Here is a 21,352-nt window from a genome sequence, read left to right on the forward strand (position 1 = left end):
GCAGTCCCATCGCTTACGAAACCGCACTCGACACAACATCAACTAACCTGGCCCCAGCCGCATAACCCGTGTCCAAGACTCCGGGTCAAGGCCCCTCGTCGATGCAGAGGAGGTCGACGCGTCCGTAGCGGGCGATGGTCTTGGTCAGCTGCTTCTCGTCTGCGGCCTCGACGAGTTCGTTCACCAGTTTGGCGGCCAGGGCATAGCGGACCCTGAAGCCGGCCATGGCGGCAGCGGTGCCGAGGCCGATCAGCAAGTGAGACTTGCCTGTTCCGGAGTCACCGATCAGACACAAGGGCTCGCCCTTCTTGACCCATTCGCAGGTGGCGAGGTTGTTGATCACTGCGGGGGTGACGTTGGGGTTGGCGTTGTAGTCGAAGTCCGAGAGCCATTTCTGCCGGGGGAAGCCCGCCGTGCGGATTCGTCGTTCCGACCGACGGCGGTCGCGGTCTTCGCACTCGGCCATGAGCAACTCGGCGAGGAAGCCCCGGTAGGACAGGTGCTCGCGTTCGGCGCGGGCGACGGTGTCGGCGAACTGGGCCCGCATCGTCGGCAGCCGCAGCACGCGGCACGCAGTGTCGATCGCGGCATCCGAGGCGGGTTCGGTCAAAGTGTGGTGCGGGCCGGTCATGGCGTTTCCTTCCTCGGACGGTTCAGTAGCTGGTCCCAGTTGCCCAGCGCGGGCAGTGGCCGCTGGTCAACGGGCAAGCGGGCAGCCCGGTGCAAGGTCAGGCTGGTGACCTGTGGGTCCGTCAGCTCTGGCGGGGCGGGGGAAGCAATGGTGCTGGTGACGGTCGGTGACCGGCCGTCGGTCTGGGCCGCCTTGCGGGCCTCCAGCGCGACCATGTCGGCGGTGCAGGCGCCCACTGCCAGAGCGGCCCGGACCCCGGCGACCACGTCGCGATGTTCAAGATGCCGGTGCAGCAGCAGGACGTGGACCAACTCGGTGGTGCCCTCGGTGTCTCCCAACGAGGTCTTCGCCGCTGCCCAGAACGCCTCGTGCGCTGCCGTGAAAGTGCCCAGACGGCGGGCCTGGTCCAGCGCCTCGGAGCCGGCCAGCGCACCCGGCTTGGCCAGCAGTACTTCCAGGAAATGGTCGAGCACGATGCGCTCGGCGCCCTTGACGGTCAACCGCGGGTGCCGGGCGATCTCCGTGCGGCCGTGGAAGACGACCAGCTCGCTGGAGCGGAGCATGACGCGGACAGTGCGGCCGATGAAACGGGCCGGAACCGAGTAGCGGCAGACCCGAACGGCGATCATTCCATAGCGATCGACCCGCGGCGTGAAGACGATCCCCGTCTCGAACGGCGAGTCGGGCAGGGGCAGCAGAAGCGGTGCCTCGCTCGCGAAGTCCTGGCCGATCGTGCGGATCCGCATGCCGATCCGCCGGTCTTCCTCCAACCGCTCGAACTCCGTGAAGGCCGCGTTCAGATCCTCCAGCGAGTTCACCCGCGGGACCGGAGTGAGGTAGTTGCGGCGGAAGTATCCGACCTGGCCTTCCACTCCGCCCTTCTCATGTGCCCCGCGCAGTCCCGGCTCGCAGTAGAAGGGAACGAAGGCGAAGTGCCGCCTGAAGTCAGCCCACTTCGGGTGTTCCTCCCGCGACCGGCTCTTGTGGATCACCCGAGAGACAGCCGGGGACAGGTTGATGCCCCTATGGATGTCAACTCACGGTTTCAGCCGCGCCTGCGCGGTCAACGGCCGTTCTGGCGGGGGTGATCAGTCGGTAGATTTCGCGCGCGACGTACCGCTTCAGGCACCGGATGTTTTCTCGGCGCGTTTTGCCCTCGGCCAGCCGTCGCTGCAGGTAGTCCTGGGAACGGTCGTCCCATCGCAGACGACTGAGGACGATGCGGTAGAGGGCGGCGTTGGCCTGGCGATCACTGCCACGATTGAGGCGACGTCGTTGGGTCTTGCCGGAGGACGCCTCGACGGGACTGGTGCCGCATGGGGCGGCGAAGGACGCCTCGTTGGTGAGGCGCTCGGGGTTGTCGCCGGCCGAGATCAGCAGGGTTGCGGCGCTGTCTGGGCCGACGCCACGGACTTCGAGCAGGCCGGGAACGCTGGCTTCGACGTCCTCGGCTATGCGCTTGTTCAGATCGTCAATCTCCCCGGTCAGGTGCTGGATGCGGCGAGCCAGGAGTTTCAGGACATGCCGGGCGGTGCCCGCTGGCCCTGCGGCCTCCGTGTCGTCAAGCTCGGCGCACTGCTTGAACAGGCGCGGGTTGCTCAGCCCTGCCAGCGACTCGCGCAGAGCGGCGTCAGCCGAAACCAGGACGCTCTTGAGCTGGTTGATGGCCTGGGTTCTGGACTTGATCGCGGATCCCTTCGCCAGCTTGAGCAGCCGCAGCATCTCGACCGGGCCGTCGCTCGCCTTCGCGGTTGCGGTCGCGCGTCCGGACAGCACGGCGCGGGCTGCCGCCTCGGCATCGATCGCGTCAGTCTTGCCGCGGCGCCGGCGCGCTGCCTTGTCGGGCTGGTTGACCTCGGTCACCTCGATGCCCTCGGCCCGCAGGTGACGGGCCAGTGCAGCGCCGTAGGAGCCGGTGCACTCCACCCCGGCCCGTCGCAGTGCGCCGAAGGAGCGGGCCCAGGCAACGAGTTGGCGATAGCCCTCAGTGGTGGCTGGGAAGGTGCGACCGTCCAGGGTGACGCCGAGGACCGTGACGACGGCCGCCGCGTGGATGTCCTTGTGGGTGTCGACGCCGAGCAGGACCTCCTCTGCGGCGGCGGCCTGGACGTGACACGGGGCAGCGGGCTGGGTGATGCTGGGCACGGTCGCCTGTCTCCTGATCGCCTCGGAACCGGTGGCCGACGCCGGGCCGGGAAGGTCAAGACTGTGACGGTGCCTGTTGCGAAAGGCCCCTATCGGGACACGTCCCCTGCCCGGCGGCAGCTGGTGCCGCTCCGGGCGGTGACCGACAGATCAACACTCAGGGCACGAGGCCAGTCGTAGCGCGGGTCAGGCCACCGCTCGGAGCGGCACCCGATCATCCTCACAGTCGTAGTGGATCTGGCCGCCCGGGACCCCGCCCAGCACCCCAAACGCGTGAACATGGCCGTCCAGGAAGGCCTCCTGCCCGCACGAAGTGGTGATGCGGTGCACCGCCTTGCCCGAGTAGGCCAGACGGAACGCGAACACGTAACACTTCGTCCGCTGATCAGCCAGATCCACCCATGCCTCGCCGAAGTCGACCTCCGCGTCCATGCCCGGCCGGTTGTGCCGGACGACGAACCCGGCCGCCGGTGTCGCCCGAGCAGCCTCGGCCATCTCGCGCCGGCGCCGGGACACGTAGTCCCAGACCGTGGTGTAAGCGACCTCGGCCCCCAGTTCCCGCTGCAGCCGGGTCAAGATCCGCTTCACGGTGTGACGCTGCTTCGGCGGCGCCTCCAGGTCCTGCAGGAGCCACTCGTCGATCGTCTTCTTGAACGGCTCCAGCCGCGGCGACTGCCGTACCGGCGTCTTGCGCGGCCTGGGCGACGGCGAGACCAACGCCTCCCGTACCAGCCGACGATGCACCCCGTACTTGCGCGCCAGAGCCCGGATCGACAGACCCTCCTGCCACGAATCACGACGGATCCGCAGGAACAACTCATCCTTCGACAGGTCCACCGGCCTCGCCCCCTCGTGGCGACCCGACTGCAACAGTCCCACCGCACCAAAGAGGGTGGGGCCAACTCGCCCCGGAACAACCCCTGAACGCCCCCAAGCGCCCCACCACTGGAGCCAGCTCAGGCCGGAAGAGTGGAGCCGCTACCAGCCGTTAAAGCCAGAGGGGGCGCAGGCGGCGGCCGTCGGCGTTGAGGTCGTAGCCGACGACGGTGTCGGTGACCTCGTTGGCGGCGAACGGCCGCTGTCCTGAGGGCTCCAGCCCGAAGAAGCGCGGCCGGATGCCCTGGGTGGAGACCCAGCCGACGGGCCTCAGGCCACTGTGGCGTTCGACGGCGAGGACGCCGATGGTTGTCAGGGCCGGGTCCTCCCGGCGTCAAGAAAGTCCATCGCCTGTCTGGGCGATCCATGGTTCAGCAGCCCTGGCTCCACTGGCTGATCTCGCCGAAGAGGTCGACGGTTTCCAGCCTCTTCAGGCCGCGTTCGTCGGGTTTGCCGAGTCGGCGGCGCGGCGGTGTTCGGCGTTGATGCGCTGGGCTTCTTCGAGCTGGTCTTCGAGGATGACGATGCGGCAGGCGGCCTCGATCGGGGTGCCCTGGTCGACGAGTTCCCGGGCGCGGGCGGCGATGCGCAGCTGGTAGCGGGAGTAGCGGCGGTGTCCGCCCTCCGAGCGGAGCGGGGTGATGAGGCGGGCTTCGCCGAGGGCGCGCAGGAAGCCCTGGGTGGTGCCGAGCATTTCGGCGGCCCGGCCCATGGTGTAGGCGGGGTAGTCGTCGTCATCGAGCCGGTTGAACGAGTCGTCTGCTGTCATTGCACCTCTCTGTGGAACGCCTGGAGGGGCCCTGGCGCCATTGGCGCCAGGGCCCCGAAGGAACTGCTACACCATCTGCCGGCCCTGGTACTGCGCCGGCCTTCTGTGTCCGCATGGCCACCCGGGAGAGGGCGGGGAATGCGGGGATCGCGGTTGCTTGACCGAAGACCACCTCACTATCGATGTCCTGCGGTACCCGGGCTCAAGACGTCCGCCCGGGCGATCCTGATGGCGCTCGGCTCCTCCGTTCTTCCCTCTTGATCAACACTTGCCAACGGGAACTGCGTACTGCTGGTACTGCGCACTGCTCTGCACTACTGGTGATGCGAACTGCTGGTGGCCTGGGTGAGCGCCACTCTTCGGCAGCCAGCCCCGTCGCCCGTCCTGCGTCTGCTCTGGCTTAGAACCCCACTGCCGAACCTCCCGGTACGCGCGCCCGCAGCCGACGCCTTCACCGAGGTGCTGCTCTCCTACTTCGCTGCTGGGTACTGCTCACTGCACTTACGGGTACTGCACCTGCGGTAACTGCGCTCTTGCTCACGGCGGCCCCTGATCACCGCGGGCCACCCGGTCCGGTCGTTAGTCCCGTCGCCGTCCTGCAACAATCCTGGCTTCAGCACTCCACCACCGCACCGTCCTGCGGTACTGCAACTGCGTACTACTGACCGGCAGTTCGTCTCTGCCAGGCCCCTGTTGATCTCGGCTACGAGAGAAACCATAACCACCCCACCGCCTAATGTCTACTCCGGCCAACATAGATTTCCGTGCGTTCGACGGGGAGGTAATCGACCTCGAACAGCGACGAGGCCTTCGTAGGCAGCCAGGCATGGTCGGGCGCAGGTTTGTCGCCCGCAACGCCGTCGAGTACCACCGCGAGCAGAAGGCTGCCGGCGTTCCCGGCTAACGGACCGACTGCCGGAACGCGTTGATCGCGGTGCGCACCTCGTGGGCGTGGTCCCACTCCGCGCCGTGCTCACCGGTGGGCGTACGCATACCCGTGGCACCCGATCCGCTCGACCGCACACGCCAGTACGTCGGTATGGGCGGCCGAGGAGGCGGCGGTGGTCACCTCGTGGGCCCCGGGGTGTCGGGTGGACAGCGACGCGGCAGTCGTTGCCCCGGGCACGCGCCTCGCCGGCTACGCGGCGGGGGTGAGTTCGGCGCGGCCGAACAGCAGGGCGTAGCCAGTGGGGAGCTGGCGCAGGATGCGGGTGATGAGGTCGGGGCCTGCGTAGGCAGCGAGGGCGGAGAAGACGGATCCGGTGTCCCAGCGGGTGGTGGCCAGGGAGGCGCCGGTGCGGGCGGCGAGGTCCTTGACGAAGGCCCAGCCGGTGAGGGGCTGGGTGTCAGGGATCTGCGCGGTGAGGACGCGGGCGGCCTCCAAGGGCAGACGAGCGGCGAGATCGACGCGTTCGTCGCCGGTCAGCTGGCGCCCCAGCCCCGCGAGGACCAGGCGGACGGCTTCGTCGGCCCGCTCGCGGGTGGGGTAGGCGCCTTCGTAGCGGACTTTGTCCAACATCTGCTCATACGCCGTCCCGTACGGCTGCTGGTGCTCAAGCGGTACGCGCGCGTCGGAGATCACTGCGGTGCATGCCTTTCGTGGAGTGGGGCGGTGCCGGGGTGGGCATCACCCGTCATGGCCAGGTGAGCTGGGGGCGGCCGAAGAGGAGGTCGTAGCCGGCGGGAAGCTGGAGCAGGATCTGTCCCAGCAGGTCATCGTCGGCTGCGTCGGCGACGGTGGACAGCACGGCGCTGACGTCCCAGGCCGCGGTCTGCTCGGTGGCGCCCTCGATCCAGGCGGCGGTCGCCCGGACGAACCGCTCCGGGGGGAGCGGTTCGGCGCTCTGCAGCGGGTTGAGGAGGATCAGGGCGTAGCCCTCCGGCAGGCGCGCCGCGAGATGGGCGCGGACGTCACCGACCAGATGCGCGCCGAGGAGGGCGAGCACCACGCGGGCCGCGCGCTCGGCTTCCTCCGCAGTTCCGTATTCGCCGCGTTCCTTCACGTGATCGAGGAACACTTCGCGTCGCAGAGTCATCCCGGCCGCCACCTCTTCCTCTTCGGACTGCCCACGGGGTGCGGAGGGCGGGGTGGAAGGGGGGAGATCAGGTGCCTGTCCTCCGCACCCGTCCGGCCGGTGTCAGCCGGTGATCTCGTTTCGGCCGGAGCCGACGCCGATGGAGATCTTGCGGGGCTTGGCGCGCTCGGCGATCGGGATGCGCAGGGTGAGCACGCCCGCGTCGTAGTCGGCCTTGATGTGCTCGGTGTCGAGGGTGTCGGCGAGCACGATCTGGCGGGAGAAGACGCCCAGCGGCCGCTCCGACAGCTCCATCTGCACGTCATCGGCCTTCGCCGCCGGCCGGCGCTCGGCCTTGACGGTGAGCATGTTCCGCTCGACGTCGATGTCAAGCGCGTCGGCGCTGACGCCGGGAAGGTCGAAGGCCACTACGTACTCGTCGCCCTCGCGGTAGGCGTCCATCGGCATCGCCGACGGGCGGGACCAGGTGCCCGGGCCCATCAGCTGCTGCGCCAGCCGGTCCAGCTCACGGAAGGGATCAGTGCGCATCAACATCGTGAAAACACCTCCAGCAGGTTCAGGCAGTTGCTGCCAATGCGCTTCACTGACACCGTTGTAACATGTCATCCAATGGATGACAAACACGGTGTCGTCCATTGGATGACAACCCGAGGAGGTGTCCGTGACCGCATCCGATCAACCGGCCACGACCAGCGCGAACGCCCACAGCCCGGCGTCGTTCCTTGCCGCCGCAGCGGCCCTCAACGCCATAGACGACGCCCTGCACGGCGCCAAGCGAGACTCTCCGGAGGCCCTTGATGCTTCCGGTCCCCGGCCGGAGCAGGCGCTGGCCTCCCTGATGCTGCTGCGCCAGGTGCGCGAGCAGCTCGCCGGATGGGAGACCGGCCTGATCGAAACCGCACGCGACGCAGGCGCCAGCTGGGCCGACCTCGCCCATCCCCTCGGCGTCGCCAGCCGCCAGGCAGCCGAACGCCGCTATCTGCGCGGCCGCCCCGGCCCCGCCGGGACCACCGGCGAGCAACGCGTGACAGCCACCCGCCAGGCCCGGGCCGCCGACCGCACCACCGCCACCTGGGCCCGCGCCAACGCCGCCGACCTACGCCGCCTCGCCGGACAGATCACCGCCCTCACCGACCTCCCCGCCGCAGCCCGCCGCCCGCTCAACAAGCTCCACGCGGCCCTCGCCCACGACGACCCCGCCGACCTCATCGCCCCCTTGGCCGCCACCCGCCCCCACCTGACCACCGCCCACCCCGACCTCGCCGCCCGCCTCGACACCCTCACACCCCCGTCAACGACCCGTCGCTAAGGGAGCATCTGATCTAGGTAGTTGGTGTTCTGGGATGGTTTTGTGACTGGCGCCGTTGGCGGTCGTTGGATGAGGCGTGAGTGTTCGTCGTCCGTACCGCAGTGATGTGTCCGACGCCCGCTGGGCCTTGATCGAACCGGTCTTCAACGACTGGCGGGCGAGACGGACCGGACCCGGAACGGCAGCCCGGTGCACGACCTGCGAGAGATCGTCAACGCGATCCTCTACATCAACCGCACCGGCATCCCGTGGGAGTACCTGCCGCGCGACTTCCCGCCGTACAAGACCGTCTACGACTACTACGCGAAGTGGGAAGCCGACGGCACCACCCAGCAGGTCCACGACCTGTTACGCGACAAGCCCCGCCGATTCCATGGCTGCCGTGCAGAGCCGACCGCGGCCGTGGTGGACGCGCAGAGCGTGAAGACCTCGGCAAATGTCGCCGAGACCAGCCAGGGCATCGACGCCGGCAAAAAGATCAAAGGACGCAGGCGGCATCTGATCACGGACACGCTCGGCCTGGTACTGGCCGTCCTCGTCACCGCCGCGAACGTGCACGACACCACCGGGGGCAAGCTCCTGCTCGACGACCTGGCCGCGGCACATCCCAGCGTGTCCAAGGTCTGGGCCGACGGCGGTTACCAGAACAGCATCTTCAACCACGGCGCCGGTCTGGGCATCGATGTCGAGGTGGTTCAACGGCCACGGGCCAAGAGGTTCAAGCCGCTGCCGAAACGGTGGGTTATCGAGCGGACCTTCGGCTGGCTGATGCAGCACCGCCGCCTGGCGCGGGACCACGAAGCCCTCCCGCAGAGATCCCGGACGATGATCCACTGGGCCATGGCTAACAAAATGTCCCGCGAACTGACCGGAGAAACTGCACCAACCAGGCGAAACGAAACGGACATCCCACTCGCATCAGCGTGAACACTGATCAGATGCTCTCTTACTGCCTGACTCGCTCCAAAGCCGAACCGAAGGGCGCGGGACAGTAGACCACCGCGACGCACCGCGGCTTCGTCGGTGCGCGGAAGACGATGCCGTCTCGCCCCGCACACAAGGGTCCGAAGGGCTTCCCGCCATCGTCGCGCGAGGGATTTGAGCCAGTCCTCGACGGCGGTACAACCGCATGATCTCCTACGGCCTCGACCTCCAGAAGGTCGTCATGCTCGGCTTCGCCCTCTCCCAGAGCGTCACCAGCCAAGACGTCCGCCTCGAACGGCATGCCTCCCACGAGGTCCGGAATAGTGGTGGACGGCAACCCTGACAAGGCCACCGAAGGGTGAATGCTCCCACGCCTCTCACATGTGGATTCCGGCGTTGGGGGAGATCGTCTGCCCCGTGTAGAAACCGCCGGTCTCGTCGTCGGCAAGGAAGACGATGGTCTCGGCCAGTTCCCGGGGAGACGCCAGACGCGGAATCTTCTGTGTTCCGACCAGGAATCGCACGACTTCTTCCGGCTGCTGGCGCATCAGCGGCGTGTCGACCGATCCCGGCGCGACGACATTGACCCGGATGTTGTAGGGGGCCAGTTCCGAGGCCGCCGCTCGTGTGAGGCCGAGAACGCCGGCCTTCGATGCCGGGTAGTACAGGGGCATCGCGACACCGGCGAGCGCGGCGACGCTTGAGATGTTGACGATCGACCCGCCACCGGTTCGCTTGAGCAGCGGCGCGGCCGAACGGATCGTATAGAACTGACTGAACAGGTTCACTTCCATGACGCGACGGAAGTCCTCGTCCGTGGTGTCCTCCAGAAAGTCGAACCTGGGCATCCGGCCGTTGCGCATGTCGTCGAGCGCCTTGAGATTCGCGTCGACGATCAGCTGGTTGGCCTCACGGGTCGGAGCGTTGACACCGGCCGAGTTGACCAGAACGTCCAGTCGACCGTGAACGTGATCGACCTGCTCGAAAGCGGCCTTCACAGCCGCGCTGTCGCTGACGTCGAGCGCGATCACGGTGACGTTTTCCTGGCCCTCGAATGCCTTTTCCAGTGTCTCCTTGTTGCGGCCGACGGCAACGGTGTGCGCACCGCGCGCAGTCAAGAGATCCACTGTCGCCCTGCCGATACCGGACGCCGCGCCGGTCACGAACGCGACCTTGTTCTCCAAAGACATGGTTACTCCTCCTGGGGTCCTGGCTGATCGGCTCGATCGCCGTGGTGACTCCGGAAATCCCGCTTGAATGCAAGTGGCTATCGGCCCTTGGGCAGGTCCTTGAAGGCGAGCTTGCCTGCCGTCGGCTACACCCTCACCATCAGCTTTCCGTCGTTCCGGCCGTCGAGCAGAAGCGAGATGGACGCCGGTGCCTTGTCGAGCCCTTCGATGATGTGAGAGCGCGCTGTGATGGACCCCTCGACGTACAGGGGGCGCAGGAGGGCGTCGAACTCCTGGTAGCGGTCGACGTACGCCGCTGCCACGAAGCCCTCCAGGCGGGCGCACTTGTAGAGCAGGAGGGGGAGGTTGGTGCAGCCATAGGCCGAGTCGGGGTCTTCGAGGTCGTATTGGGACATCGCACCGCAGACGACGATGCGGCAGTTCCACGCCATGTTCGCCAGGACCGCGTCGAGAGTCGGGCCGCCGACGTTGTCGAAGAAGAGGTCCACGCCCTGGGGGCATGTCTCGGCGATCGCCTCCCGTAGGTCCATGGCCCGGTAGTCGATGGCGTCGTCGGCGCCGAGTTCGTCGACGACGTAGCGGCACTTGCGTTCCCCACCGGCGATGCCGATGACACGGCAGCCCTTCGCCTTCGCGAGCTGCACCGCGATCGACCCCGTCGCTCCGGCCGCCGCGGACACGACGACCGTGTCCGAGGGCTTCAGCCGGCCGATCTCCACGAGACCGATCGCGGCTGCCCGCCCGACGTGGGAGAAGACGGACAGGTATGCCTCGTCCGGGATGCGGTCATCGCGGTCATGGCGTCCGATGAACTGCGGCGAGGCCATGGAGTACTCCTCCCAGCCCCACAGGCCACTGACCAGATCGCCTGGCTCGAACCCCTCGACGCGCGATTCCACTACCTCTCCCACGGCGGCGCCGATCATGACGTCACCGACCGCCAGAGGTATGTATGTCGTGTCGGGGTCCAGCTTCAGCCAGTTGCGCGAGGTGGGGTCTATGGAGAGCAGTGTGGTCTTGACGAGGACGTGGCCCTCCTTCATTTCAGGGAGGTCACGCTCCTCCCACCGAAGGCACTTGGGGTCGTACTTGCCGACGGAGGGCTCCGCCACCGTCCAGGAGTGGTTCTTCACGAGCAGTCACTCGCTTTCATAGGGATGTTTTCCGGTTCACGAGGGCAGTGGGGAGATTTGGGCTGTCAACTCGCCGGTGTTGCGGCCGTCGAACAGCAGCGCCAAGAGCCGGGGATCGCCTCCAGCCCGTGACCCAGGAGCCGAGTATGGGCACGGCGTACGAGCAGCTCGCCGAGGGCGGCCCTCAAGGCGCGACTCCTCGACGACACCGACGGTCTGACTCATGAGCATGTCGCCGAGCCCGGCGGGCATGCAGGGTGCCGTCCTGCGGATCCGCGTGAACATCGAGGGGGCCAGCGGCAGGTACACGGCGCGGATGCGCACCTCGCCGTCGCCGACCTGCGGCGGCGCTCGCTCTCCTGGGGCAAGGGCACTCTCGACGTCGATCTGCGGATTCGAGGTGATGTGGAAGAAGTGCTGGAACCCCCAACCGCCCATGAAGTCCGACTCCTTCACCTGCGCCCAGGACATGATCGGGCCGTCGGCGTCTGCCATGTCGAAGGAGGCCTCGGTGATGAAGATCCGCTTCTCCAAGGTGTCGTAGTCGGATCTGTCGACCGCGTGGACGTACCTCGCGTGAAGATCAAGGATCTCGACGCGTTCGCACCTCTCTTCGTGGCTCATCATGCTGAGTTGCTCCTGTCTGAAAGACCGCTCAGGTCACGAGGAATCCGCCGTCCGCCGCCAGGACGTGCCCGGTGACGAAGCCCGCGTCAGGGGAGACGAGGAACGCGACGGCGCCGGCGATGTCCTCCGGGCGGCCGAGACGTCCCACCGGGGTGCGTGCCTTGCGCAGGTCGAAGCCGGAGTCGTCGACCACGGCGCGGGCGCCCTCGGTCGGTACGGAACCGGGCATGACGGCGTTGACCCGTATGCCGTCCGCGCCCAGCTCGCCCGCCGACTGCAGGGTCAGGCTGGTGACGGCGCCTTTCACCGCCGCGTACAGCGCGCCGCCGGGGACGCTGCGTACGGCAGCCGGGGAAGACAGGTTGACGATCGCCCCGCTGCCCTGCGCCTTCATGAGGGGGATGGCGGCCTGCATGGTCCAGATCGCCGCCTTCACCCCGATCCCGAACATGCCGTCGACCGCTTTCTCGTCGAAGTCGACGAGGGGCGCGTACGTGATCCACATGGCGTTGTTGACGAGCGCGTCCACCCGTCCCAGGCGCCGGTGGATGCCGTCGAACGCGTCCTGTACGGCGGCCCGGTCGGTGACGTCGAGGGCCAGGGCCTCGGCCTGTCCGCCCGTTTCCCGTATCGCCTCGGCTGTGTCCTGGGCGCCGTGTGCGTCCAGGTCGGCCGCCACGACGTGGAAGCCGTCCTTCGCCAGTCGTACCGCCACGGCACGGCCGATGCCGCGGCCGGCGCCGGTCACCACGGCGACCTTGTGAGTGAGGGCCATTGATCGCTTCCTTGGGGAGAGGAGGGAGTTCCTCGGAGAGTCGGAGAGCTGGGCGGGGATCAGGTGAGCGAGACCCGGAGCCTGGTGACCTCGGTGATCGCATTGGTCTCCCGTGTCGTCCAGTCATCGGTGAGCCGCAGCCGGGGGAAGCGTTCGGCGACGGCCAGAACCGCTTCGTTGATCTCCAGGCGTGCGAGGTGCTGGCCCAGGCAGTTGTAGGGGCCGGCGCCGAACATCATCGGCCGTACTGCCGGGCGGTCGAGGCGCCACGTTCCGGGGTTGTCGAAGACGTCCGGGTCCCGCTGCGAGGCGCGGACCGAGACGTAGACCCAGGCGCCTGCTTCGATCGGGAAGCCCTCGATCTTCACGTCCTCGGCGGCGAGCCGGAAGACGGTGTTGAACCGGGGACGCAGCCGGATCGCCTCCTCGGTGGCGGCGGGGATCTTCGCCGGGTCGTCGAGGATGTCCTGCCAGCGGGACGGCTCTTCGAGGAGCTTCCCGAACGTGATGGCGGTCTGGTGGACCGTGTTGTCGATGCTGGCCTGCAGGATGGACAGCGCCTCCGCGTGGAGTTCCTCCTCGGTGAGGTCACCGGCCAGTTGCTGCCTGATCATCGCCGAGGTGAAGTCGTCGCCGAGGTTCTCGCGCCGGGCGTCGATGTGTTCGCGGACGAAGTCGAGGCCTTCCCAGAAGGCGTCGACGAACTCCCCTTTGCGGCCATGGTCGTTGGTGAGCAGCGGGCCGAGCACGCTGTCCGAGAGCCGGGCCACCGTGGGAGCCAGATCCATGGGCGCGGACACCAGGTGGCAGTACATGCGGGACGGGATCTTCCACGCCAGCGCGTCGAGCAGATCGACCTCGGTGGGGTCGTCGATCTCGTCGAGGATGTCGTGGACGGTCTTCCGTACCGTGTCCTTCAGCTTCGAGATCTGCATCGGCCGCAGCAGTTTCGCCAACGGCACGCGCATCTTCTTGCGCTGGTCGCCCTCAGTGGTCGTGACGACCTGGTCCCAGCGCCTGCGGATCTCGCCGTCGACGATGCCGAGGTCGTCGAGCCGCTTCTGGAAGGAGGGACCCTTGAGGAGCTTCGGGTGTTCGAGGACGCTCAGGCCGGGGCCGTACCGGAGGGCTTCGTAGCCCCTGCTGCTGCGCGCGACCCAACTCCTGTCCCGGGCCTCTTCCAGTTCGCGCAGGTCGGTGGTGTCCGCGGTGATCCACGGGATGTCGGTGGTCGTCATCGCCTGCCCCCGGTTCACAGTGCGGCGCCGACGACGATGTCGGCGAGCCGTTCGAAGCGTTCGATGTTGCGGGCCTGGCTGAGGAGGCCGGCGGTCATCCCGACGAAGGTGATGTCGAGAGCGGGGTCGATCCAGAACACCATGCTGCCCGCGCCGTAGTTGCCGAAGGTCTCCGGCGTCGTCAGCGTGCCGAGCTGGTGGTTGACGATCTGCGGGCCGCGGACGTTGAAGCCCAGGCCCATGTTCGCCGGGGGCGGGGCGTACCCCGTGCGCAGGGCGACCGCCTTGTAGAGCTCGTTGGGCAGGTCCCCGGTCCACACCTGCCGCGCCAGGCGGACGGTGCGCGGCGACAGGACGCGTGCGTCGCCGAGAGTCCCCTCGCTCCGCAGCATCTCGGCGAAGCGGAACAGGTCGGCGGAGGTGGACGAGGCACCGGCCCAGGTGGACTCGTTGTGCTCCGCGACGAAGAGTCCGTGGTCGTCGTCGTTCTCGTGGGACAGCACCGTGATCGGGATGGTGCCGCGCAGGTCGGGGACGATGTGCCGGTGCTTCGCCGCAGCAGGGACGCCGAGGTGCGTGTCGCGCATCTCCAAGGGGTCGAAGAGGTCCTGGCGCAGGATCTCGGCGAGGGATCGCTGCTCGGCGTCGGTGCGGACCAGGGCCGCGGCGAGGAGGGCGTGGTTGGCCATGGGCGCGTAGTCACACCGGGTGCCGGGTTCGCTGGTCCCGTGGATGAGCTCGCAGACGGCGGCGACCGTCTCGTCGAGCCGGTCCCACGGCTGCCCGGGCTTCGGCTCCCACACGCCCGGCATGCCGGTGGTGTGGGTGAGGAAGTGGAGGATCGTGGCCCGGTCGCGTGGTGCGCCCGCGAACTCGGGGACGAGGTCGACCATCTTCGTGGTCAGCCCGAACAGGCCGCGTTCCACGGCGCGCAGCACAAGGACGTTGATGAACGCCTTCGTCACCGAGAAGACGGAGAAGACCGAGTCCGTCCGGAGTGGGACCGTGTGGTCGGCGTCGCCGTAGCCGATCGCGGCGTCGAGGGCCGTCTCTCCTCCCCGCGCGATCCGGAAGGCACCTCCGTGGTAGAGACCGGACTCCACGTCACGTTCGACGACTTCGCGGAAGCGGTCGAGGCGGTCCTGGGCGAAACCTGTCTGGCCCATCGGTTACTGCACTCCTGTCCGTGTGTTGACGCCTGTCCGTCTGTTGGCCTGGCGGCGCTACAGATCGAGTTCGATCACGGGGGTCAGGGACCGGGAGACGCAGATCAGCATCGTCTCGTGGGTCTCCTGCTCCTCCGGCGAGAGCACCGAGTCGCGGTGGTCCGCCCGGCCGCTGAGGATCGCCGTCTCACAGGTGCCGCAGGTTCCCTCTCGGCACGAGTAGTCGATCGCCAGCCCGTGCTTCTCGGCCACGTCGAGGATCGAGGCGTCCGCCGGCACCTCCGTGGTGATCCCGGAGCGGGTGAAGGTCACGGTGAACGGACGCTCGGGTGCGGCCTCGCCGCCCGGATCCTGCGGTGCGAACCGTTCGACACGGAGGCTGCCCGTCGGCCGGGTGGCCATGACGGTCTCGACCGCGCGGAGCAGGCCCTCCGGACCGCAGGCGTAGACGAGGCAGTCGTCGGGCGCGGCCCCGAGGATCTGCCCGATGTCGGCGACACCGGACTGCTCGTCGCAGTGGACGTGCACGCGGCCGTCGACCCGGCCGACATCGCTGAGCCCGCCGACATCGCCGACATCGTCGAGCCCGCCGAGCCCGCCGAGCCCGCCGAGTTCGTCGAGCTCGTCGAGAAAGGCCATCGACTCGCGGGACCGGCCCAAGTAGGTGAGCCGCCAGTCCGTCCCCTCCTCCTGGCACCGTCGCACCATCGGCAGGATCGGGGTGATCCCGACGCCACCCGCCAGGAAGTGATGGCGGGCGCCCGACACCAACTCGAAGTGGTTCCGCGGCCCCGAGACGGCGATGTGGTCGCCTTCGTAGAGGTGCTCGTGCACCCAGGCCGACCCGCCTCGCCCCGCCGGTTCCAGGAGCACGCCCAGGCGGTACGTGCCGCGGTCGGCCGGTTCGCCGCACAGCGAGTACTGGCGCTCAAGCCCGCCCGGCAGGTGCAGGGTGACATGCGCGCCCGGCTCCCAGGCCGGCAGTTCGGCGCCCTCGGGGTGTTCCAGGACCAGCGCGGCGACCGTCGACGAGGCACGGAACCGGGTCCGCACCCGGAGCCGTAGCGCCGCCGTGGTCATGCCTTGGCCTGCTCGGGTGCCTGGCCACCCTGGAGCCAGGCGATGCGCTGCTCAAGCGCGGCCACGGAGTCCTCGGGCCGGACGACGACGAAGAACCGTTCCTTGTGGAGCGCGTCGACGACCAGCTCGGCGAACTCCGCGGGCTCCAGGCCGATTTGAGCCGTGACCGCGCGAATGGTGTCGAGGACCTTGTCGTGCACCGCGTTGCCCACGCTGGACGGAACCCCGTCGGGCCGGTTGCGTTCCGCGTCCGGCATACGGGTCTTGGCGATCGGCGCCAGGAACGACACACGCACGGGTTCGTTGCCCGCCCGCAGCTCCATGTCGAGGCTCTCGCTGAGACCCAGCACCGCGAACTTCGACGTGATGTACGGGGCGAAGGCCGGCAGCGTGGCGGAGAAGGAGGAGCCGGAACCGGTGTTCACGATGTGCGCCTCCTCCTGCTGCCTCAGCAGGGGCAGGAAGACCCGGCACCCGTGGATGACACCCCACAGGTTGACGTCGAGCACCCACTTCCAGCTCTCCGCCGGGATGTCGGAGAACTCTCCGCCGGTCTCGACGCCGGCGTTGTTGCACAGGACGTGCACACCGCCGAACGCCTCCACGGCCGCGTCCGCCAGCCGCTGGACGTCCTCCTCGAAACGGACGTCGGTACGCACCGCGATCGCCTCGGACCCACGCGAGCGGATCCGCTCGACCGCCTCCCGCAGTGGTGCCTCCTCGATGTCGGCCAGGACGACCTTCATCCCCTCCGCGGCGAACCTCTCGGCGAGGCCCAGGCCCACCCCGCTCGCCGCCCCGGTCACAACGGCGACCTTGTCGCGCAAAGACCTCATCGTCTTCCCTTCTGTCCTCGCTCAGCCGGTGATGCGCCGATCCTCGGCTTCGTGCCGTACGGCGCCGTAGCGCAGAACTACGCGTCAGCGGTACGCGCTTCGCCCAGTGCCGGGAACTTGCTCGGGATCACGGACACGTCGAACTTCTCGTTGCGGACCGGGTCCACCAGGTAGGGGAAGCGGGCGACGGTCGCGCGGATCTCCTTCTGGCGGGTGCCGGGATCGCCCCAGACCACCACGACCTCGGTCCCCTCCTCGGCGATCGCGGTCTCCACGGTGGCGAGCGAGAGCATCTCGCCGGAGTGCACGCTGAAGCAGCGGCCGGACGATGTGCCGATGTCCTGCCCGTTCACCAGGACCCGGTCGGCCCACAGGCTCTGCAGGTGCTCGCGGTCGCCGACCTCGTACATGAAGTGGTTGGGGAGGTTCATGTACGGGTGCTCCGCCCCCCGGCGGAACTGCGACAGATACACGTCGGCGACGTCCTCGGGATTCCAGACCAAGGTGACCATGGTCCGGGCGCCGACCGCGGTCTCCCGTTCGAGGGCCTCGCGGCCGATGAAGTCGTGGTCGAACCTGACCATGTGGCCCCAGCCCAGTTCGTACGGGCTGCGGTACCGGCGTGGCATGTCCGTGCCCGCGCTGCCGTGCAGCCGCAGGTGCTTGCCGATCGGGGGAAAGCCCAACCCCGCGAAGAAATCCGCCAGTTCCTCGTCCTCGCCCCAGGGCAGCGGGAAGTGGTAGTAGCCCTGCCCGAAGCCGCCCTCGGTGTGCTGGCACATGTACGCCTGCACACCCATCCTGCGGATCCCGTACTCCTCACCGGCCGCCATCAGGGCTTCGTAGACCGGGATCGCCTGCTCCACCGGCCCGTGCACCTCGTAGGCGAGCGTGCCCGACATGCCGATCCTGATGACGCGGACCTCCATCCCGTCGATCGACGTCGTCCGGTGGCGAAGGAACCTGACGTCGTGCAGGTTCTCCTGGGCGGCGGCCTCCAGGACCTCCAGCGACCTCGGTCCGCTGAGCTGGAAGAGGAACACCTGGCCGGTGAGGTCCTCGGCGGTCACGTCGAGGTCGGGGCGGCGGCTCAGCCGGTAGGTCAGGTAGGGCGAGAGCCAGTACGTCATGAAGTCGTCCTCGGCCAGGCGCAGCAGCATGCCGTGCGCGGCGACCCGGCCCTGCTCGTCCGTCATGATCGCGTGCCGGGACGCTCCCACCCGGAAGTTGGCGAAGCTGTTCACGCACACGCTGGACAGGAAGCGCAGCGCGTCCGGGCCCGTCAGGCGCAGCGTGGGCGAGGGGTTGAGGTGGCCGTGCAGCGAGGCGGACTCGGTCGCGGCCCGGAGCTCGTCCCGCCACCCCGTGTACTCCCACGCCTCCGCGTCGCCGCCGAAGGCCCACGCCTCGGTCTCGTAGAACTGGACGATGGGGTCGTACGGCACGAACGGGGAGTGCGGGAAGGTCTTGACCTGCGGCATGTCGGCCATGTCGAACCTTTCTGGTCGGTGCGGTACGACGCTGTAGGCGGCACCGGCGAACGGTTCCTCTCCTCGGGGAAAGTCCCGGCTCCAGGAGAAGTCCCGGCGATGCTGCGCCCGGCCGGAGCCGACGACATAGGGCAGAACTACGCGTTCGCGGTACCTGCTCCCCGTAGGAGCCGTCTTCCGGGCGTACGCGATGGGTTAGCGTGCGACGCAGACGACGGTCGGCTAGCAGCTGTCAGACAAATAATCATGCAGGCAGACAACTGTGCTGATGGCCGACCCGAGGACGCTTCGGAGGCGATGCATGACCGCAGGAACACTCGACGGCACGGACCTGGCACGCCAGGTCCGCGGGGAAGTCGCGAAAGGCGTGGAGGCTTACCAGGCCGCGGGCGGTACGGCCCCCGGTCTGGCCACCGTGCTCGTCGGCGACGATCCGGCCTCGGAGGTGTACGTCCGCAACAAGCGCCGACTGTGCGTCGGGGCCGGCATGCGAGACCTGCACCACCGTCTTCCGGCGACGGTCGAGCAGGGCGAGGTCGCCGCGCTGATCGACGAACTGGCCGGCGACCCCGCGGTCTCGGGCATCCTGCTCCAACTGCCGCTTCCCCCGCACCTGGACGCGCAGGCGCTGATCGAGCGCATCCCCGCGGCCAAGGACGTCGACGGGCTGACCACGGCGAGTGCGGGTCTGCTCGCCCAGGGCCGTCCTGGGCTGCGGCCGTGCACCCCGGCGGGTGTGATGCGGATGCTCGACGCGTACGACGTACCCCTGGAGGGCGCCCGCGCCGTCGTCGTGGGACGGTCGGTGCTCGTCGGCCAGCCCATGGCGCGGCTGCTGCTGCAACGCGATGCCACCGTCACCGTGTGCCATTCACGCACCCGCGACCTGACCAAGCTGTGCCGGCAGGCCGACGTCCTCGTGGTGGCGGCCGGTAGGCCGGGGATCATCGGCGCCGACGCCGTGGCCCCCGGGGCGACCGTGATCGACGTCGGGATCCACCGGGGCCCGGACGGCCTGCACGGCGACGTCGACGCCCGGGCGGTCGCCGAGGTCGCCGGTCTGCTGACGCCCGTGCCCGGCGGAGTCGGCCCCATGACCATCGCCATGCTGCTCGCCAACACCCTGGCGGCCGCGACCGCCGCGCACCCGAAGGACTGACCGATGACACCCGCACCCCCCAGCCGTCCCCTGTTCTCCGCCGAACGTTCGGCGGAGGTCGTGACCAAGGCCTTCCGCGACACCCCGGATCCCCGGCTGCGCACAGTGATCACCTCGCTGGTGGAGCACCTGCACGCGTTCACCAAGGAAGTTGCCCTGACCCAGGCCGAGTTGGACGCGGCGATCGACTTCCTGACCCGGACCGGGCACGCCTGCACCGACGTACGGCAGGAGTTCCAGCTGCTCTCCGACGTCCTCGGCATGTCGATGCTCGTCGACTCCCTGGACCACGGGGGACCAGGCTCGGTCCAGGCGACCGAGTCGACCGTGCTCGGTCCCTTCCACATGGTCGACTCGCCGCCGCGCACGCTCGGGGAGTCGATCTCCCTCGCCACGGGCGGCGAACCGACGCTGGTGACCGGGCAGGTCCTCGGCGCCGACGGGTCGCCGCTCGGCGGGGCGCTGGTCGATGTGTGGCAGGCGGACGAGAAGGGGTTCTACGATGTCCAGCGGCCCGGCGAAGTCCCCGACCGTAATCTCCGCGGCCTGTTCACCTGCGACGAGCGCGGCCGGTTCCACTTCCGGACGATCCTGCCCGCGGCCTACCCGATCCCCGACGACGGCCCGGTCGGTCAGCTGCTGAAGGCCACGGCCCGGCACCCCTACCGGCCGGCCCACATCCACTTCATCGTCGGTGCCGAGGGCCATCGGCCCCTGACCACCCACGTGTTCGTCGCGGGCTCCCCCTACCTCGACTCCGACGCGGTGTTCGCGGTGAAGGAGAGTCTGGTCCTGGACTTCGAGGAGGTGCGCGACACCGAACGGGCCGTCACCTACGGCCTGTCCGTCCCGTTCCGGCAGGCGCACATCGAGATCACCCTGCGTCCCGAGGAGGGATGAGGGTGCCCGACATCCCGGAGGACGGGTTCGTCCACGAGCAGCGCGCGATCCGGGTGGTCTTCCGCGACGGCGCGCTCGACGACCTGGCGGCCGAGACGGACGCGCTCGGGCTGACCCGGGTGGCCGCGGTCGTCGGCCCCCGGTATGCCTCGCGCGTGACGGACATCCTCGGTCCCCGGCAGGCAACCGCCATCGGGGACGCGCGCATGCACGTACCGCTGGAGCAGGCCGAGGCGGTGCGAGCGCAATGTGCCGACGCGGGGGCCGACGGTCTCGTCGCCGTCGGCGGCGGCTCGGCGGTCGGCCTGGCCAAGGCGGTCGCGCTCACGCTGAGGATCCCGATCGTCGCCGTACCGACGACGTACTCCGGCTCGGAGATGACCCGGGTGTGGGGGCTGACCGAGGGCGGCGTCAAACGCACCGGCCGGGACCCCGCGGTCGCGCCGCGCACGGTGCTGTACGACCCCGGCCTGTTCGCCTCGTTCCCGGTCGGGTCGGCGGTGCCCTCCGCCTTCAACGCGCTGGCCCACGCGGTGGAGGCGCTCTACGCACCGGACCGCTCACCGATGACCGACCTCGTGGCGGCGGAGGCGGTACGGCGGATCATCCGTGCCCTGCCACGGCTCGGCACCGACCCGGAGGCCCGGTCCGAGGTTCTTCGCGGAGCGTGGCTGTCCGGGGTGAGCCTGGACTCGACCACCATGTCGTTGCACCACAAGCTCTGTCATGTGCTCGGAGGCCTCGGTCTGCCGCACGCCCCGGCGCACACCGTCGTACTGCCGCACGTCCTCGCCCACAACGCCGGGGCCGCACCGGAGGCGGCGGCCGTCGTCGCGGAAAGCCTGGGCCAGCCGAACGCGGACGCCGGTGTCCTGCTGCACGAGTTCGCCGTGGGCATCGGGGCCCCGACCCGGTTGCGTGATCTCGGGTTGCGTCACGACACTCTCGACGACGTGGTCCGCGGCGTCCTCGCTTCCCCGTACGCCAACCCGGCACCGGTCGAGGCGGCCGGCGTACGCGCTCTCCTCGAACGCGCCTGGCGCGGCTCGGTTCCCGGCCACCCATGAC

The 21,352-nt window shown here is 68.8% G+C and carries 22 protein-coding genes and 2 pseudogenes; 6 read left to right on the forward strand and 18 right to left on the reverse strand.

The features are described from left to right. Positions 1-94: 94 nt before the first annotated feature. The 9 genes and pseudogenes from ACZ5VQ_RS47055 to ACZ5VQ_RS47095 form a co-directional block, all read right to left on the reverse strand. Positions 95-631: pseudogene (locus tag ACZ5VQ_RS47055) on the reverse strand (ATP-binding protein); the annotation flags it as partial. Beyond that, positions 628-1,623 carry a Mu transposase domain-containing protein gene (locus tag ACZ5VQ_RS47060; RefSeq protein ID WP_469110389.1) on the reverse strand — a complete coding sequence of 332 codons (996 nt, stop codon included), beginning with the start codon at positions 1,621-1,623 and terminating at the stop codon, positions 628-630. The gene ACZ5VQ_RS47060 and the pseudogene ACZ5VQ_RS47055, both read right to left, overlap by 4 nt. Before the next feature lie 40 nt (positions 1,624-1,663). Beyond that, the gene (locus tag ACZ5VQ_RS47065) at positions 1,664-2,776 is read right to left on the reverse strand and encodes an IS110 family RNA-guided transposase (protein ID WP_469110390.1); all 1,113 of its coding nucleotides are present in this window, start codon (positions 2,774-2,776) and stop codon (positions 1,664-1,666) included. A 186-nt stretch (positions 2,777-2,962) separates the two neighbouring features. Beyond that, positions 2,963-3,613, reverse strand: a complete 651-nt coding sequence (locus ACZ5VQ_RS47070; protein WP_469110391.1) for a transposase — start codon at positions 3,611-3,613, stop codon at positions 2,963-2,965. A gap of 151 nt (positions 3,614-3,764) precedes the next feature. Continuing rightward, the gene (locus tag ACZ5VQ_RS47075) at positions 3,765-3,968 is read right to left on the reverse strand and encodes a beta-propeller fold lactonase family protein (RefSeq protein ID WP_469110445.1); all 204 of its coding nucleotides are present in this window, start codon (positions 3,966-3,968) and stop codon (positions 3,765-3,767) included. A gap of 114 nt (positions 3,969-4,082) precedes the next feature. Beyond that, positions 4,083-4,421, reverse strand: coding sequence for a helix-turn-helix domain-containing protein (locus ACZ5VQ_RS47080; RefSeq protein WP_469110392.1), 339 nt, complete (start codon positions 4,419-4,421; stop codon positions 4,083-4,085). A gap of 1,138 nt (positions 4,422-5,559) precedes the next feature. After that, positions 5,560-6,003: a DUF2267 domain-containing protein gene (locus tag ACZ5VQ_RS47085; RefSeq protein WP_469110393.1), complete on the reverse strand. Its 444-nt coding sequence runs from the start codon at positions 6,001-6,003 to the stop codon at positions 5,560-5,562. A gap of 52 nt (positions 6,004-6,055) precedes the next feature. Next, on the reverse strand, positions 6,056-6,457 hold the full coding sequence (locus tag ACZ5VQ_RS47090; protein WP_469110394.1) for a DUF2267 domain-containing protein: 402 nt from the start codon (positions 6,455-6,457) through the stop codon (positions 6,056-6,058). A gap of 102 nt (positions 6,458-6,559) precedes the next feature. Next, positions 6,560-6,991 carry an Hsp20/alpha crystallin family protein gene (locus tag ACZ5VQ_RS47095; protein ID WP_469110395.1) on the reverse strand — a complete coding sequence of 144 codons (432 nt, stop codon included), beginning with the start codon at positions 6,989-6,991 and terminating at the stop codon, positions 6,560-6,562. A gap of 127 nt (positions 6,992-7,118) precedes the next feature. On the opposite strand from ACZ5VQ_RS47095, the gene ACZ5VQ_RS47100 reads away from it, so the two are divergent. The 3 genes and pseudogenes from ACZ5VQ_RS47100 to ACZ5VQ_RS47110 all read left to right on the forward strand — a co-directional run bounded on the left by ACZ5VQ_RS47100 (position 7,119) and on the right by ACZ5VQ_RS47110 (position 9,033). After that, on the forward strand, positions 7,119-7,766 hold the full coding sequence (locus ACZ5VQ_RS47100) for a type III effector protein (RefSeq protein WP_469110396.1): 648 nt from the start codon (positions 7,119-7,121) through the stop codon (positions 7,764-7,766). A gap of 76 nt (positions 7,767-7,842) precedes the next feature. Continuing rightward, positions 7,843-8,693: pseudogene (locus tag ACZ5VQ_RS47105) on the forward strand (IS5 family transposase). 202 nt (positions 8,694-8,895) lie between these two features. Then, a complete protein-coding gene (locus tag ACZ5VQ_RS47110) occupies positions 8,896-9,033 on the forward strand; it encodes a hypothetical protein (protein WP_469110397.1) in 138 nt (45 codons plus the stop codon). Between the two features lie 34 nt (positions 9,034-9,067). Here ACZ5VQ_RS47110 and ACZ5VQ_RS47115 read toward each other — a convergent pair whose 3' ends face one another. The 9 genes from ACZ5VQ_RS47115 to ACZ5VQ_RS47155 form a co-directional block, all read right to left on the reverse strand. After that, positions 9,068-9,880, reverse strand: a complete 813-nt coding sequence (locus tag ACZ5VQ_RS47115; RefSeq protein WP_469110398.1) for an SDR family NAD(P)-dependent oxidoreductase — start codon at positions 9,878-9,880, stop codon at positions 9,068-9,070. Between the two features lie 125 nt (positions 9,881-10,005). Next, positions 10,006-11,013: an NADP-dependent oxidoreductase gene (locus ACZ5VQ_RS47120; RefSeq protein ID WP_469110399.1), complete on the reverse strand. Its 1,008-nt coding sequence runs from the start codon at positions 11,011-11,013 to the stop codon at positions 10,006-10,008. Positions 11,014-11,049: 36 nt separating this feature from the next. Then, complete coding sequence (locus ACZ5VQ_RS47125) at positions 11,050-11,640, reverse strand: nuclear transport factor 2 family protein (RefSeq protein WP_469110400.1); 591 nt, start codon at positions 11,638-11,640, stop codon at positions 11,050-11,052. Between the two features lie 28 nt (positions 11,641-11,668). Further along, positions 11,669-12,415, reverse strand: a complete 747-nt coding sequence (locus ACZ5VQ_RS47130) for an SDR family NAD(P)-dependent oxidoreductase (RefSeq protein ID WP_469110401.1) — start codon at positions 12,413-12,415, stop codon at positions 11,669-11,671. 59 nt (positions 12,416-12,474) lie between these two features. Further along, positions 12,475-13,653, reverse strand: coding sequence for a cytochrome P450 (locus ACZ5VQ_RS47135; protein ID WP_469110402.1), 1,179 nt, complete (start codon positions 13,651-13,653; stop codon positions 12,475-12,477). 14 nt (positions 13,654-13,667) lie between these two features. Then, positions 13,668-14,819, reverse strand: a complete 1,152-nt coding sequence (locus ACZ5VQ_RS47140; protein ID WP_469110403.1) for a serine hydrolase domain-containing protein — start codon at positions 14,817-14,819, stop codon at positions 13,668-13,670. Positions 14,820-14,876: 57 nt separating this feature from the next. Next, a complete protein-coding gene (locus ACZ5VQ_RS47145) occupies positions 14,877-15,899 on the reverse strand; it encodes a PDR/VanB family oxidoreductase (RefSeq protein ID WP_469110404.1) in 1,023 nt (340 codons plus the stop codon). Beyond that, a complete protein-coding gene (locus ACZ5VQ_RS47150; RefSeq protein WP_469110405.1) occupies positions 15,896-16,735 on the reverse strand; it encodes an SDR family NAD(P)-dependent oxidoreductase in 840 nt (279 codons plus the stop codon). The genes ACZ5VQ_RS47145 and ACZ5VQ_RS47150 overlap by 4 nt, the downstream gene beginning before the upstream one ends. A 77-nt stretch (positions 16,736-16,812) precedes the next feature. Further along, a complete protein-coding gene (locus ACZ5VQ_RS47155; RefSeq protein ID WP_469110406.1) occupies positions 16,813-18,225 on the reverse strand; it encodes an aminomethyl transferase family protein in 1,413 nt (470 codons plus the stop codon). A gap of 301 nt (positions 18,226-18,526) precedes the next feature. On the opposite strand from ACZ5VQ_RS47155, the gene folD reads away from it, so the two are divergent. The 3 genes from folD to ACZ5VQ_RS47170 are packed head-to-tail and all read left to right on the forward strand — an operon-like array spanning position 18,527 to position 21,351. Further along, positions 18,527-19,384, forward strand: a complete 858-nt coding sequence (gene folD / locus ACZ5VQ_RS47160; RefSeq protein WP_469110407.1) for a bifunctional methylenetetrahydrofolate dehydrogenase/methenyltetrahydrofolate cyclohydrolase FolD — start codon at positions 18,527-18,529, stop codon at positions 19,382-19,384. A gap of 3 nt (positions 19,385-19,387) precedes the next feature. After that, complete coding sequence (locus ACZ5VQ_RS47165; protein ID WP_469110408.1) at positions 19,388-20,284, forward strand: dioxygenase family protein; 897 nt, start codon at positions 19,388-19,390, stop codon at positions 20,282-20,284. Continuing rightward, the gene (locus ACZ5VQ_RS47170; RefSeq protein ID WP_469110409.1) at positions 20,281-21,351 is read left to right on the forward strand and encodes a maleylacetate reductase; all 1,071 of its coding nucleotides are present in this window, start codon (positions 20,281-20,283) and stop codon (positions 21,349-21,351) included. Before ACZ5VQ_RS47165 ends, ACZ5VQ_RS47170 begins: the two co-directional genes overlap by 4 nt. The last annotated feature ends 1 nt before the right edge of the window (position 21,352 follow it).

This window comes from Streptomyces sp. NPDC033178 (genome assembly GCF_055577685.1).